A 14,327-nucleotide genomic window follows, 5' to 3' on the forward strand; every position below is an offset into this window, starting at 1 on the left:
AACGGCGGCACCGAGCCGACCTGCCAGACCGCGGCGCGGTCGCCGATCGTCTCCACCAGCTCCGGATCGAGGAAGAACGACAGGCAGACGTCGCCGACCACATGGTCATGGGTGCAGGTGTATTCGTCGCCGGGATGGCCGATCAGCATCGAGCCCGCCACCAGCTCATGGAAGCGGCCGCGGCAATGGCAGCCGAAGCTGCCGCTGCGGACATAGGACACCGAATGGCAGTCGAACTGTTCGGCGAACGGCTTGTCGCCGGGCTCCGCAGTGCAGCGAAACTCGTTCACGGTGATGCGATCGCGCTGCAGCAGCGTGGTTCGGTTCATGCGCTGGATTTAGGGATGCGGCCGCGGCGGCGCAACGGACAGCAGCGCGTCGAACAGCGTCTTGCTGGCGCTCGGCGGCGCGCCCTCGATCGAGAGCAGCCGCCGCCGCGAGACGCTGCCGCCATGCGGCGAGATCCGGTCGGCATAATGGCCGGCCTCCAGCACGCGATGGCAGGGCACGATGATCATGAAGGGATTGCGGGCGAGCGCCTGCGCCACCGAATAGATTGCGCCGGAGGCCCGCAAGGCGCTGGCCGCCTCGGCATAGCTGCGGGTCTCGCCGCGCGGAATGCTGCGGGCAAACTGGTAGACGCGCTGGTTGAAGGCCGGGATGCCGGTCATGTCGAGCGTAACACCGGACAGATCGCCGTCGCCGCCGCGCAGTGTCGTGGCAATGCCGTCGATTGCCATCTCGATATCTTCAGGCGGCCGCATCTCGCGCGCATCGGGGTAGAGCTGGAACAGCCGCTTGCGGGTCTCGATCTCGCGAAGCTCGGGAAGTTGCACGCCGACCACGCCGAGTTCGCCCCATGCAATGCCGCATCGGCCGATCGCCGTGTCGAAAATGGTGTACCCACGCCCCGCCATGAACGCCACCAACCCCTGCAAGGATCATAACATCCTGGTCACCGCGCGCATCCGAAATCTTGACGGTTGGTTAAGCATGTCGCGGCCGTTGCGGGCGCTTTGGCATGTGATGGCAGTCACGCATCACAAAAGCAGGCATGTATCTTAAGCCTTGGGCACTATCCGTCAGTGCCATGCCGCTCCCCGAAGCCAGCGTGCTCCCCGATACGGCCGGCGGAACAGTGATGAGAACGAGCGCCGATCCATCGCCCGGACGCGCCGGCAGGATCAGCCTTGCGGCCACGCGGATTCATCCGCTCACACTGATCCTGCTGCTGGCGCTGGCGCTGGCGCTGCGCCTTCCGCTCGCGTTCTGGCCCAACACCATCCATCCCGACGAAATCTTCCAGTACCTCGAGCCGGCCTGGCGGACGCTGGGTCATGACGGCATCGTCACGTGGGAATGGCGCTACGGCATTCGCGGCTGGTTCCTGCCGACGCTGATGGCGGGGCCGGTCGCGCTGGGTGACTGGATGGCGCCCGACGGCAGCGGGGCATTCGTGGTGCCGCGTCTCGCCGCCGCGCTCGCTTCGCTCTCGATCGTGATCAGTGCCTGGTTGTTCGGCGCGCGGGTCTCGCGCCTTCACGCCATCGTTGCGGCGTTCGTCGCGGCGATCTGGTTCGAGATCGTGATGTTCGCGCCGCACACGCTGAGCGAATCGCTGGCGACGGCGCTGATCGTGCCGGCAGCTTTGCTGCTGACCGATCGTCCGTCGCGAATGCGCCTGCTCGCCGGCGGCGCCTTGCTGGCATTTGCCTTCGTCTGCCGCTTCCAATATGCGCCGGCCACCGCCGTCCTTGTCGTCGGCGTCTGCTGGCGCGACTGGCGGAATCTGATTCCGACGATCGCTGGCGGAATCATCGCGCTGCTGCTCGCCGCCGTGATCGACCTCGCGCATGGCGCGGTGCCGTTCGGCTGGCTGGTCGCCAATATCGAGCAGAACCTGCTGCACGATCGCGCCGCCGAATTCGGCGTGTCGCCGATGATCACCTATCTCTCGAGCTTCTGGATCACCTGGTCGGTCGCGATCGTGCTGCTCATCGCGGCGATCTGGCGCGGCTGGCGGCATGCGCCGCTGCTGCTGGCGATGGCGCTCACCGATATCCTGTTTCACAGCCTGATCGCGCACAAGGAATACCGCTTCATTTTCCTGTCGGTGGTGCTGCTGATGATTCTGGCGGCGCTGGGCTCGTCCGATTGGGTGCAGTCGCTGCGCGCAAGGCGCGCGTGGCGGCCATGGGCGTTACCGGCGGCCGCCGGCGGCTGGGCGCTGCTCTCGGTCGCGCTGGCCGGCGCGAGCGAGCCGATGCGCGACCATTGGATGCGCGGCATCGGCGCCGCGCGACTGGCCGCCGCTCTGCGCGGCGATCCGCAGCTGTGCGGTCTCGCGCTCTACAACGTGCCCTTCCATCTGCTGCCGGGGCGGGAGCGGCTGACCGGCCCGGCGCCGCTCTACGCGGTTCAGCCCGCCGATCCGTTGGCGAAGCAGCGCATGCCGGCCGCCGTCCGGTCGGCGAGCCCGGCCTTCAACCGCATCCTCGTGCGCGCGGATTCGGTGGCCGAGCTTCCGCCGGATTATTCGCGGCGCGATTGTGATGCGGTCGGCAACGCCACCGCCTGTATCTACGCGCGCGCCGGCACCTGCGATGCCACGCCGGCAGCAGTGCCCTTCGCCATGAATGATGTGCTCGGACGGCTCAACTATTAGCGGCGCAAGGAGCCGTCAGGACCAATCTCGCGTGATCGGATCAATGCCCGCTTGATCCGCCGCCTCGGGCCGGGCTATGGTCCGGCAAGGTCGCGTCGGTGAGATCGGCCTAAGCGATCGTGATCGCGGGCGTAGTTCAATGGTAGAACGGCAGCTTCCCAAGCTGCATACGAGGGTTCGATTCCCTTCGCCCGCTCCATCGCTCCTTCCATGCATCCGGATCGCACCGCATGCGCTGTTGCAAAGCTTGCGATGATGCGGCTGGCCGCCTAGCTTGCCGCGGCCATTTCTCCACGCTTCCGCAAGGTCCCGATGTCGCAGCCGCTTCTGTTCCAGCCGATCACGCTTCGCGGCGTGACCTCCCGCAACCGCATCCTGATCTCGCCGATGTGCCAGTATTCGGCGATCGACGGGCTCGCCAATGATTGGCACCTCGTGCATCTCGGCAAGTTCGCGCAAGGCGGCGCCGGGCTGGTGATGGTCGAGGCGGCGGCGGTCACGGCCGAGGGGCGCATCACCCATGGCGACGTCGGGATCTGGAACGACGCGCAAATCGCCCCGCTCAAGCGCATCGCGGCCTTCCTCAAGGACAACGGCGCCGTGCCCTCGATCCAGCTCGCGCATGCCGGCCGCAAGGCCAGCATGCAGCGGCCCTGGTATGGCAACGCCGCGCTCGACGCGGCCGATCATGCCCGCGGCGATCTGCCGTGGCGAACCGTCGCGCCGAGTGCGATCGCGATGGACGAAGGCTGGCTGACGCCGCACGCGCTGGAAGCCGCCGAGCTGGCCGAATTGCGCGAGCAGTGGCGTCGCGCCACGCTGCGCGCGGTGGAGGCCGGCTTCGAATTCGCCGAAGTGCATTGCGCGCACGGCTACCTCCTGCATGAGTTCCTGTCGCCGCTGTCGAACCGACGCAGCGACGCCTATGGCGGCGACCGCGCCGGGCGGATGCGCTATCCGCTCGAGATCATCGAAACCGTGCGCGCGGCCTGGCCTGCGGAGCGGCCGCTCTCGGTGCGGATTTCATCGGTCGACGGCATCGATGGCGGGCTGCAGCTCCAGGACCAGATCGCGTTCGCGCGCGAAGCCAAGGCGCGCGGCGTCGATCTGATCGACTGTTCCTCCGGCGGGCTGCTTGGCTCGGCGACCGCCGCCCGCATCCCGCGCGGCTACGGTTTTCAGGTGCCCTATGCCGATGAAATCCGCCGTTCCGCCGAAGTCGCCACCATCGCGGTCGGCCTGATCCTGCATCCGCAGCAGGCCGAGGACGTGCTGGCGAACGGCCATGCCGACCTGGTCGCGATCGGGCGCGAGGCGCTGTTCGATCCGAACTGGCCGCTGCATGCCGAGCTTGCGCTCGGCGGCGGAAGCGGCGAGGTGTTCGCGTCCTGGCCGAAGCAGTATGGCTGGTGGCTGGAGCGGCGCGAGCCGGGCCTGCGCAAACTCGACGGCCCGCCGCTGCCGTTCCGCAAGGTTTAGTTCGTCGCAAGCGAGGTTCGACATGACATCACAGGCACAGCGCCCCTATCGCGGCGTCTTCCCGGTCGCTCCGACCATCTTCGACGCCAGCGGCAATCTCGATCTCGACGGGCAGCGCCGCTGCATCGACTTCATGATCGATGCCGGCTCGCACGGCATCTGCATCCTCGCCAACTTCTCCGAGCAGTTCGTGCTGACCGATGCCGAGCGCGAGACCGTGATGCATGCGGTGCTCGAGCATGTCGCGGGCCGCATTCCCGTCATCGTCACCACGACGCATTTCTCCTCCGCGGTATGCGCCGCGCGCAGCCGCCAGGCGGAGGCGGCCGGCGCCGCGATGGTGATGATCATGCCGCCCTATCACGGCGCCACGTTCCGCGTCCCTGAGCCCGGCATCTATGAATTCTTTCGCACGGTGTCGGACGCGATCGGCATCCCGATCATGATCCAGGATGCGCCGGTGGCGGGCACTCCGCTCTCGGTCGATTTCCTGGCGCGGATGGCCAAGGAGCTCGCCAATGTCAGGTATTTCAAGATCGAGGTGCCGATGGCGGCCGCGAAGCTGCGCGGCCTGATCGAGAAGGGCGGCAGCGTGATCGAGGGCCCGTGGGACGGCGAGGAGGCGATCACGCTGATGGCCGATCTCGACGCCGGCGCCACCGGCGCGATGACCGGCGGCGGCTATCCCGACGGCATCCGCCAGATCATGGATCCGTTCTTCGCCGGCAAGCGCGATGAGGCGATGGCCGCCTATGCGCGCTGGTTGCCGCTGATCAACTACGAGAACCGGCAATGCGGCCTGTCGGCCTGCAAGGTGCTGATGCGCGAAGGCGGCGTCATCAAGTCCGACATGGTGCGCCACCCGTTGCAGCCACTGCACCCGGCGACGCGCGCCGGTCTGATCGAGATCGCGAAGTCGATCGATCCGGTCGTGCTGCGCTGGGGCCGCTGAAGCGCGAGGAGATTGAGGTCCGATACGATCGCGACGGCGCGGCGCTCCCTCGCCCCGTTCTTACGGGGAGAGGGTTGGGGTGAGAGGCTTTTTCCGCAAATTGGGTGAAAGACGAGTTCGCGGAGACTCCCCCTCACCCGGATTGCATCTTTGATGCAATCCGACCTCTCCCCGCAAGCGGGGCGAGGTGAACCGGACCCCGTTGCCCGATTCGATGTAAGCTTGGCTCTACGCGTCCCACGTCACCGGCAGATCCAATAGCCCGCGGAACGCCCAGCCGCCGATCCGCGGCGGCTTGCTCTCGACCAGGCGCAAGTTCTTCAGCCGCGTGAAGATCAGCGGCAGCGCGACGTCGGCGACCATAGCGCGCGAGGCCCAGGCGCCGGCGCAGAAATGCGGGCCGGCGCCGAATGCGATGCTCTTGCTGGCGTCGCGGCGCACGTCGAAGGCGTCCGGCCTGTCGAAATGCTTCTCGTCGCGGTTGGCCGAACCGAACATCAGGAACACGCGCTCGTTGGGCTCGAACGCGATGTCGCGGATGGTCCAGGGTTTTGCGATCCGCCGCGGCGACATCCCGATCGGCGAGATCCAGCGGGCGTATTCCTCGAACACCTGCAGCCACGGGATCGCACCGCTGGTCGCAAGCTCAAGCTGGTCGGGATGCGTCAGCAGCGCCCACACCGTGCCGGCGATTGCATCGCGCGGCTCGTTCTGGCCGCCTGAGATCGCCAGCTTGATGTTGGCGCGCACGCTCTCCATCGGCATGCTCGATTGCAGCATCACGCCGAGCAGGCTGAGGTCGGGCGTTTTGCGTAGCACCGGCACCATATCGTCGATCGCGGCATCGATCCCCGAGGTCGCGGCATTGCAGCGCGCCTCGATGGCGGGATCGCCGACATAGTTGGCGATGCCGTCGATCATGCCCTGCGACCAGGCATTCATGTCCTGGAAACGCATGTTGGTGAGGCCGGTGATCGATTTCAGGCACTCGGCCGAGAACGGCAGCGCGAAGGCCTGCACGAAATCGACCACGCCGTCGGGCTTCAGTTCATCGAGGATGCGCCGCGCATGTCCGGCGAATTGCGCGGTCCAGTGCGACCGCACCGTCTTCGGCGAGATTGCGGGGAAGATCGCCTTGCGCTCGTTCATATGCGCATCGCCGTCCTTGCGCATCATGTTGTGACCCATCAGCTTGTTCATGAGGCCTTCGGGCTGGTGCGACGAGAACACGTCGATCTGCTTCTCTGAGACGAAGATGTCGTCGCGGCTGCACAAGAGGGTGCTGCCGAGCTGCGGCACGAAGGCGATCGGCGCCTCCTTGCGCATCCGCGCCAGTGCCGGATAGGGGTCCTGCCAGAAGGCGGCGACGTCGATCTCGAAACGGGGTGCGGTGCTCACGGCTGGTCCTTTGTCTCGCCGCAGGATAGTCCAGTCAGCCGCTTCTTTCTGTCCCCACGCCTTGGGACAGGTCGGATGATGCCCCGGTCAGTTCAGCGGCCGCGACGAGGCCACCAGCCGCAGCGCGATCGCGAACAGCTCGTTCTGCGAGGCGATGCCGAGCTTGTCATAGGCCCGCTTGCGATAGGTGAGGGTCGAATGCAGGCCGATGCCGAGCTCGGCCGCGATCGCTTCCGAGCTGAGGCCGGAGAGGATGCGCAGGCACACCTGCTTTTCGCGTCCGGTCAGGAGGGCGAACGGCGCCGCCGTTTCGATCACATTCTTGAGCCGGTCCATCGGATCGCTGTCCGGCGCGGGGTCGTGCTGAAAGTGCCGCGCCACGGCGGCGCTGACGGCGGGCGCGACCGCGGTCAAGCGCGCGATCTGGTCGCGGGTGAAGCGGCCCTGCGCGGTGATGCGGTAGAAATTGACATAGAAGCAGGTGTCACCGGTCCAGATCGCGGACGCGAATTTGTCGACGATATCGGAATCGTCGAAGAAGATCTTGCGGTAGCTGTCGCTGTACATGCGGCGGGCGAAGGTCGGCAGCACGATCGGCGCGAGGCGCGCCTGGCCCTCGAACACCGCATCGCGGTTCGGGTCGGCCTGGTGAAAATGCTCGGAATAGGCGATGCCGAGGTCGCGCCCGGTCGGGATGTTGCCGGCATCGAGCAGGCATGCGGCGGAGCGCGGGCCCGCGAACGAGAATACCATGCAGTGGCCGACATCGGCGACCCGGCGCAGCGCGCCGATCAGGGCCTGCGGAAAACCGTCGCGTCCGATCGCCAGCAGCGCCGGCGTGATGTCGCTGACGACATCAGTCGTGAAGGCCTGTGCCTTCATGGTGTCCTCCCCGTGTTTCGGGAAGACTAGCAGCGACACCGCCGGTGTGGAAGCAGCTTACCCGTCGTCATTCCGGGGCGACGCGTGAGCGTCGAGCCCGGAATCCATTTAACCACAGAGCGTGCGGCCCGATGGATTCCGGGCTCGCGCTACGCGCGCCCCGGAATGACGAGAGGAGTGTTGGTGGCGCGGAGTTTCTGCCTTCAGGCGCCCGGCACCTGGTCGAGGAAGCCGGTGATGCTCCTGATCCGGCCGTCCTTCAGCACCGCGAAATCGGTGCCCTTGATCGGGCTGTCGGCGCCGTCGGGGCCGAGGCCCCAGGAGAAGCGGACGTGGTCGCCGAAGCCGTTTGGCTCGCCGAGCAGCTTGAACGAGAAGTCGGGAAACTTCTGCTGCACGCCGGCGATCAGCGCGTCGACGCCGTCATGGCCGTCGCCGCTCATCAGCGGGTCGACATAGCGCGCATCGGCGGTCCAGTTCTCGCTCAGCATCTCGCGGCGCCGGCTCGGCGTCCGCTCGTTCCAGAGCTCGATGTAGCGGCGGGCAATGGTTGCGTGGTCGGTCATGATCGTTCTCCTTCGATGCTGCCGGATGGTTCGGCTGGCACGACTATCGAAGGTTCGCGCCGTGGAAACGATTACCTCGCACGTCATCGCGATGCGGTGATGCAGCCTACGGCTTGATATAGGCCTCCGGATCGCCCCGCGCATGCGCCTCCATCGCATCGAGGAAGCAGCGCACCTTCGCCGGGACGAATTGCCGCGCCGGCAGCAGCGCATGGACGTTGAGCGGCTCGCAGGTGTGATCCGGCAGCAACCGCCGCAGCTCGCCGGCGGCCACCGCGACGCGCGCATAGGCCGCCGTGACCCGCAGCACGCCGTGGCCGGCGAACGCGGCCTGCAGGCGGACATGGGCGTTCGATGAGGCGAGGCGCGCGCGGTCGACGGCAAGATGCGCGACGGCGCCGCCGGGCGCGGTGATCGCCCAGGGCGGATCGCTGGGCCCGGTCAGCAGCGGCAGTTTTCGCAGTTCGTCCAGCGTGCGCGGTTCGCCAAGCTTCTCGAGCAGCGCCGGCGCCGCGAACAGGCCGCGCTCGAGGGTGAAGACGCGGCGGATCACGATGCCGGCCGACGGCAGCGGCGCCTCCAGCATCGCGAACACGATGTCGTAATTCTCGGCGACCGGATTGACGATGTCGTGCTCGACATCGATCCGGATCGACAGCTCCGGATAGCGGCTCATCACCGCGCAAGCCACCGGCCCAGCGTGATGCGCGCCGAATTCGTACGGCGCCTTGATGCGCAAGGTGCCGGCGACCGCGCTGCTCATCGCCAGCGCCTCGCTGTGGGTGTCGTGCAGCGCGGCGAACAGCGGCCGCACCTTGCGATAGATGGTCTCGCCGGAATCGGTCAGGCGCAGGTGCCGCGTGGTGCGCTCGATCAGCCGCAGTCCGAGATTGGCTTCCAGCCGTTGCACCGCAGCACTGAGGCTGGATTTGGGATGGCCGAGCACCCGCGCGGCCGCGGTGAAGCCGCCATGCTCGACAACCTCGCAAAACAGCTCCCAATCGCGCCACTCCATGGCCGATTGTCCATCCAGCGGTACAGTGTGTCCAGCCAAATCGGATTATCCGGGCGGCCGCAATCACCTAACCTCGCTGCAACCAACATTCGCATCGGGAGGGTGACATGGCAGGTAACTTGGCTGACCACGACGGAATTTTCCTGCGCAACACCTGGTATGTGGCGGCGTGGAATCACGAGCTGATCGACGGCAAGATGGTAGCGCGCACCATCCTGGAGCGCCCGATCGTGCTCTATCGCGGCGCCAGCGGACAGGTGGTTGCGCTCGACGATCGCTGCTGCCATCGCGCCGCACCGCTCTCGATGGGACGGATCGAGGGCGACGACATCAGGTGCATGTATCACGGCATGAAGTTCGCCGCCGACGGTAAGTGCATCCAGATTCCGGGCCAGGACGTCATTCCCGCCAAGCTCGGCGTGCGCAGCTATCCCGTGGTCGAGCGCTACAATCTGATCTTCATCTGGACCGGCGATCCCGAGAAGGCCGATCCGAAACTGATCCTCGACTATCCGCCGCTCGCCGATCCGAAATGGCGCGGGCTGCCCGGCTATATGCACTACAAGGCCAATTGGCTGTTGATCGTCGACAATCTCAGCGACTTCGCCCATCTCGCCTTCGTTCATACCAACACGCTCGGCGGCTCGGAGGAATACGCCTACAAGACCAAGCCGGTCGCGATCGAGAAGCTGGATGACGGTTTTCGGGTCGAGCGCTGGCACATGGGCGCCGAACCGCCGCCCTACCACAAGAAGGTGATCGCAAACAAAACCGACAAGGTCGACCGCCGCAACATCGGCCGCATGATCGTGCCCGGCATCTTCACGCTCGACACCACCTTCGCGCCGGCGGGACAGGGTGTCGAGAAGGGCGTCCAGGTCCCCGGCACGCGGTCCTATCGCAACGCGCAGTTCATGACGCCGGAAACGCGTTCGACGACGCACTTCTTCTGGAACTATTTGCATGATTTCGACATCGACAACCCGAACATCGCGCTGTCGCTGCGGCATTCCCTCGAGGAAGGCTTCAACGAGGACAAGGACATCATCGAGGCGCAGCAGCGGGTGTTCGACGCCGATCCGGACTATCAGCTGCTCGCCATCGGCGCTGACGCGCCGCTGACCTATTTCCGCTGGCTGTTCGCGCGGAAGATCGAGGCGGAGAAGGGCACCGCACGCGCTGCGTAGAGATTGAATTGAAGCGCACTACGTAGCCCGGATGCAGCGAAGCGAATCCGGGGCCGTTTCCGCGAGAGACTATCCCGGATTGCGCTTCGCTGCATCCGGGCTACGAGGCTGGTTCCGCGGATATCATGCTCAAACAGAATGACGAACGGCGCGGCTGCTCTCGGCTGCCGCGCCGTTCGCACGGTAACAAGGCTGATCGCGGTTACTTCGCCGCGACCACCATGATCTCGACATTGTACTGCGGAGCCGCGAGCTTGGCCTCGACGGTGGCGCGGGCCGGCGTGTTGCCCGGCGAGACCCAGGCGTCCCACGCCGCGTTCATCTCGGGGAACGTCTTCATGTCGGTGATGTAGATGTTGGCGCTGAGCAGCTTCGACTTGTCGGTGCCCGCCTTGGCCAGATGGCCGTCGATGATCGACAGGATGTCCTTGGTCTGCTCCGTGACGCTGCCACCGGCAGCCTTGCCGGCGACGACGCCGGCAAGATAGACGGTGTTGCCGTGCACGACGACCTGGCTCATGCGCGGGCCGGTTTCGAAACGCTGAATGCTCATTTGGTTCTCCACTTGAATGGCGGGCACTCTCTAGCGCGGCGAAGCGGTCCCCGCCACTGCGCATTTTGCAGCCGTATCTCACGGAAATTGCCGGAAGAACGCGCGCAGGATTCAATCGGCGGCTGGTCGCCGTGGCAAATTCAGCCAGCCGAGAGGCGTTGCGCAATTTCGGAATATTGGAATAGTGCCCCTGAGTTGCCCGACATGTCAACCCGCTATTTTCGAACGTCGGTCACCGCCGGCTCCTTTGCATGGGGTTGTTTTCTCCATTTTGGTGGCGCCCCCCTGCAACGGTCCCGTCCCTTCCATGCTGCACGCGTCGAGAGAGTGGCGTTCCGGCCGGAACCTTACGCAAGCAAGGTTCGTTGTCGGGAGGTTGGGGGCAATCAACCAAAGGAATGCTCATGCGCATCTCTACGGCAACGGTCATCGCTGCTGCGCTCTCGCTTGGAACACCTGCTTGGGCGCAAATGCAGGGAACGCAACCGAAGACGCCGCCGCAGGCTCAGCCAGAAGAGTCCACCGCCATCCGGAGCATACAGATCGTCGACGTCAAGGAACTGCAGCCCGAGGTCCGGTCAAAGATCGAGGCTGTCGTCGCAAAGGCGAGCGAGGACGATCTGCGGCGGCTGCGCGGTTCTATCGACGGGTCCAAGGAAGCCGTATCGGCGCTCAAGGCGAAGGGCATGAGCTCGGCACAAGTCGTCGCAGTCAATCTCACCAACGGCGTCCTGACGCTTTTCACCAAAACGGCCTGACGACATACGGACTCGACAAGAGGACCCGGCGGGCTCCGACTAACGCGCGATGAGATCGTCATCGCGCTTTAGCTCTTTATTCGAGCATGATCTTTTCGGAAAACCGCTTCACACTTTTCCGGCTCATGCTCTATCCCACCGCCCTCGCCGCCGCTCGTCCCGCATTCCGGCCCGAGAACAGGCAGCCGCCGAGGAAGGTGCCTTCCAGCGAGCGATAGCCGTGCACGCCGCCGCCGCCGAAGCCGGCGGCTTCGCCCGCGGCATAGAGGCCGCGGATGATCTGGTGATCATTGCCGAACACGCGCGAGTCCAGGTCGGTCTCGAAGCCGCCGAGCGTCTTGCGGGTCAGGATGTTGAGCTTCACCGCGATCAGCGGGCCGTGCTCGGGATCGAGGATACGGTGCGGCTTGGCGGTGCGGATCAGTTTGTCGCCGATATAGCGGCGTGCGTTATGCAGGTTCATCACCTGCGCATCCTTGACATAGGGATTGCTGATCTCGCGGTCGCGCGCCTCGATCTGCGCCTTGATGTGGTCGAGTTTCAACAGGTCGCTGCCGGCGAGCTTGTTCATGGCACTGACGAGATCGGCGAGATTGTCGCGCACGATGAAGTCGACGCCGTGCTGCTTGAACGCCTCCACCGGCGCCGGCGCGCCCTTGTTGGTGGCGCGCTTGATCGTCATGCGCCAGCTCTTGCCGGTCAGATCCGGGTTCTGCTCGGAGCCCGACAGTGCGAACTCCTTCTTGATGATGCTCTGGGTCAGGATGAACCAGGAATAATCGTGGCCGGTGCTCATGATGTAGTGCAGTTGTCCGAGCGTGTCCGAGCCCGGAAACAGCGGCGCCGGCAGCCGCTTGCCTGATGCGTCGAACCACAGCGACGACGGCCCGGGCAGGATCCTGATGCCGTGGCGCGGCCAGATCGGATTCCAGTTCTGGATGCCCTCGACATAGTGCCACATCCGGTCGCGGTTGATCAGACGCGCGCCGGCGGCTTCGGTGATGCCGATCATGCGGCCATCGACATGCTCGGGCACCCCGGAGATCATGAATTTCGGCGGCGCGCCGAGCCGCTGCGGCCAGTTCTGCCGCACCAGATCATGGTTGCCGCCGATGCCGCCGGAGGCGACGATCACCGCCTGTGCGCGAAGTGCGAAATCGCCGACGATGTTGCGGGAAGAGCTCTTGCCGCGCTCGACGCTGTCAGGTTCCAGGATCGCCCCGCTGACGCCGTCGACCGCGCCGTTGCTGACGCTGAGCGCATCGACGCGATGGCGGAACTTGAAGACCAGCCGTCCGCTCTTCGCGGCCTCGCGCGCCCGCCGCTCGAACGGTTCGACGATGCCGGGGCCGGTGCCCCAGGTGACGTGGAAGCGCGGCACCGAATTGCCGTGGCCCATCGCGTCATAGCCGCCGCGTTCGGCCCAGCCGACCACCGGAAAGATACGGTGACCCATCGCGCGCAGCCAGTCGCGCTTCTCTCCGGCGGCAAAAGCGACATACGCCTCGGCCCATTGGCGCGGCCAATGGTCCTCCTCGCGGTCGAAGCCCGCGGTGCCCATCCAGTCCTGCAGCGCGAGCTCGAACGAGTCCTTGATGCCGAGCCGGCGCTGTTCCGGCGAATCAACCAGGAACAATCCGCCGAACGACCAGAATGCCTGGCCGCCGAGGCTCTGTTCCCCCTCCTGGTCGAGCACGATGACGCGCTTGCCGGCGTCGGCGATCTCGGTTGCGGCGACCAGACCCGCGAGCCCCGCGCCAACCACGATCACATCTGCATCGTCAGCCATTTGATGTCCCCCCAGACAAGCAGCGATTCAAGACACGCCGCCGCGCGTGGTCAACGCTGAATGGCGCTTGCCTGTGGCGGCGCGGCCTCAAGCGGTTGCGGCATGTTGTTCCAGTTTGGGACCTTTCAACAAGTCACTGCAGCGCGCGCGCAACACCCAATTTGAATTTGTTTTGACCGGCTTCGCTCGTCTGGACAAAAATCCGGTCTCGCAACACGCTGACGCCCATCTTGCATCACAAGACAAACAGATTCGGTTTCGACTGGGGCTGGCCAAATGAAGTTGATGACGGGGTTGCTCGCTGCGGTGCTGCTGCTGGCGGGAATGGGGGCGTCGCAAGCTGTGGTCAGGATCGCCGACGATCGCGGCGGCAAAATCGGAACCTACGTCGACCGATTTCAAGACCTGCGCACCTCGGGCGAGACCGTAATCATCGACGGGCTCTGCGCCTCGGCCTGCACCATCGTGCTCGGCAAGGTTCCGCACGACCGGATCTGCGTCACCTCGCATGCCACGCTCGGCTTCCATGCCGCCTGGGACTACGGCGATGACGGCCGCGCCATCACCAATCCCGAAGCCACCCACATGCTCTATCTGATGTATCCACCGGCGGTACGGAAATGGATCACGGCGCGCGGCGGCCTGACCCGGCGGATGATCTTCCTGCGCGGCAAGCAACTGCAGGCGCTCTACCGGCCGTGCTTCTACGACGCCCAGGCCTCGGCGAACAAACCGCCCTCGCGCTGAGCGCCGGCCGCGCGCCGGCGCGCCGCCGGTGTGAACATGGCGGCGCTTATCCCGGACGTCCTCGCCATGATTTGACGGCCTGCGGCGACCATGATGCTTGCCGGCAGCGGGAACCCGGCCTATCTCAGCGCCATGGTTCAGCCGATCTCCGCCCAGCCCCATGGTGTCGCCGCTCCGGCGCAGGGCCGGCTAACATCTGCGATTCTGTGGGGCGCTGCCGGCGTCGGCGGGCTCGCCCTGCTTGCCGCCGCCGCGCTCTGGTTCCACTACGGGACCGCGGTCTTCTTCGAGATGATCGCCGCCGGCGTCTCCGCCTGCTTCTGACAAGGACGTATT

14 protein-coding genes, 1 tRNA gene and 1 pseudogene are annotated in these 14,327 nt (G+C 65.7%); 8 read left to right on the forward strand and 8 right to left on the reverse strand.

Features of this window, described 5'->3' with window-relative positions; translation table 11 throughout:
* Positions 1-329, reverse strand: a pseudogene (locus J6500_RS29845) (AraC family transcriptional regulator); the annotation flags it as partial.
* 9 nt (positions 330-338) lie between these two features.
* Complete coding sequence (locus J6500_RS29850) at positions 339-917, reverse strand: methylated-DNA--[protein]-cysteine S-methyltransferase (protein ID WP_225716283.1); 579 nt, start codon at positions 915-917, stop codon at positions 339-341.
* Positions 918-1,141: 224 nt separating this feature from the next.
* Between J6500_RS29850 and J6500_RS29855 the strand changes: the two genes are divergently transcribed.
* The 4 genes from J6500_RS29855 (at position 1,142) to J6500_RS29870 (ending at position 5,096) form a co-directional block, all read left to right on the forward strand.
* Positions 1,142-2,665: a glycosyltransferase family protein gene (locus J6500_RS29855; RefSeq protein ID WP_225716284.1), complete on the forward strand. Its 1,524-nt coding sequence runs from the start codon at positions 1,142-1,144 to the stop codon at positions 2,663-2,665.
* Between the two features lie 125 nt (positions 2,666-2,790).
* Positions 2,791-2,864: transfer RNA gene (locus J6500_RS29860), tRNA-Gly, on the forward strand.
* 113 nt (positions 2,865-2,977) lie between these two features.
* Positions 2,978-4,144: an NADH:flavin oxidoreductase/NADH oxidase gene (locus tag J6500_RS29865; protein WP_225716285.1), complete on the forward strand. Its 1,167-nt coding sequence runs from the start codon at positions 2,978-2,980 to the stop codon at positions 4,142-4,144.
* A 22-nt stretch (positions 4,145-4,166) separates the two neighbouring features.
* Complete coding sequence (locus J6500_RS29870) at positions 4,167-5,096, forward strand: dihydrodipicolinate synthase family protein (RefSeq protein ID WP_225716286.1); 930 nt, start codon at positions 4,167-4,169, stop codon at positions 5,094-5,096.
* 228 nt (positions 5,097-5,324) lie between these two features.
* On the opposite strand, the gene J6500_RS29875 is transcribed toward J6500_RS29870, so the two are convergent.
* From J6500_RS29875 to J6500_RS29890, 4 genes are all read right to left on the reverse strand, one after another.
* Positions 5,325-6,494, reverse strand: coding sequence for a cytochrome P450 (locus J6500_RS29875; RefSeq protein ID WP_225716287.1), 1,170 nt, complete (start codon positions 6,492-6,494; stop codon positions 5,325-5,327).
* An 87-nt stretch (positions 6,495-6,581) separates the two neighbouring features.
* The gene (locus J6500_RS29880; RefSeq protein WP_225716288.1) at positions 6,582-7,376 is read right to left on the reverse strand and encodes a helix-turn-helix transcriptional regulator; all 795 of its coding nucleotides are present in this window, start codon (positions 7,374-7,376) and stop codon (positions 6,582-6,584) included.
* A 203-nt stretch (positions 7,377-7,579) separates the two neighbouring features.
* Entirely contained in the window at positions 7,580-7,942 is a 363-nt protein-coding gene (locus tag J6500_RS29885) for a nuclear transport factor 2 family protein (RefSeq protein WP_225716289.1), read from the reverse strand.
* A gap of 106 nt (positions 7,943-8,048) precedes the next feature.
* Positions 8,049-8,957: a LysR family transcriptional regulator gene (locus J6500_RS29890; protein ID WP_225716290.1), complete on the reverse strand. Its 909-nt coding sequence runs from the start codon at positions 8,955-8,957 to the stop codon at positions 8,049-8,051.
* Positions 8,958-9,064: 107 nt separating this feature from the next.
* Between J6500_RS29890 and J6500_RS29895 the strand changes: the two genes are divergently transcribed.
* A complete protein-coding gene (locus J6500_RS29895) occupies positions 9,065-10,144 on the forward strand; it encodes an aromatic ring-hydroxylating dioxygenase subunit alpha (protein ID WP_225716291.1) in 1,080 nt (359 codons plus the stop codon).
* 202 nt (positions 10,145-10,346) lie between these two features.
* On the opposite strand, the gene J6500_RS29900 is transcribed toward J6500_RS29895, so the two are convergent.
* Positions 10,347-10,697: a RidA family protein gene (locus J6500_RS29900; protein WP_225716292.1), complete on the reverse strand. Its 351-nt coding sequence runs from the start codon at positions 10,695-10,697 to the stop codon at positions 10,347-10,349.
* Between the two features lie 404 nt (positions 10,698-11,101).
* On the opposite strand from J6500_RS29900, the gene J6500_RS29905 reads away from it, so the two are divergent.
* A complete protein-coding gene (locus J6500_RS29905; RefSeq protein ID WP_312018251.1) occupies positions 11,102-11,455 on the forward strand; it encodes a hypothetical protein in 354 nt (117 codons plus the stop codon).
* A gap of 130 nt (positions 11,456-11,585) precedes the next feature.
* On the opposite strand, the gene J6500_RS29910 is transcribed toward J6500_RS29905, so the two are convergent.
* Entirely contained in the window at positions 11,586-13,244 is a 1,659-nt protein-coding gene (locus tag J6500_RS29910) for an FAD-binding dehydrogenase (protein WP_225716294.1), read from the reverse strand.
* 276 nt (positions 13,245-13,520) lie between these two features.
* On the opposite strand from J6500_RS29910, the gene J6500_RS29915 reads away from it, so the two are divergent.
* A complete protein-coding gene (locus J6500_RS29915) occupies positions 13,521-13,991 on the forward strand; it encodes a hypothetical protein (RefSeq protein WP_225716295.1) in 471 nt (156 codons plus the stop codon).
* A gap of 90 nt (positions 13,992-14,081) precedes the next feature.
* Complete coding sequence (locus J6500_RS29920) at positions 14,082-14,315, forward strand: hypothetical protein (protein ID WP_225716296.1); 234 nt, start codon at positions 14,082-14,084, stop codon at positions 14,313-14,315.
* Positions 14,316-14,327: the final 12 nt, after the last annotated feature.

Source organism: Bradyrhizobium semiaridum, from assembly GCF_020329505.1.
GTDB classification, from domain to species: Bacteria; Pseudomonadota; Alphaproteobacteria; order Rhizobiales; family Xanthobacteraceae; genus Bradyrhizobium; species Bradyrhizobium semiaridum.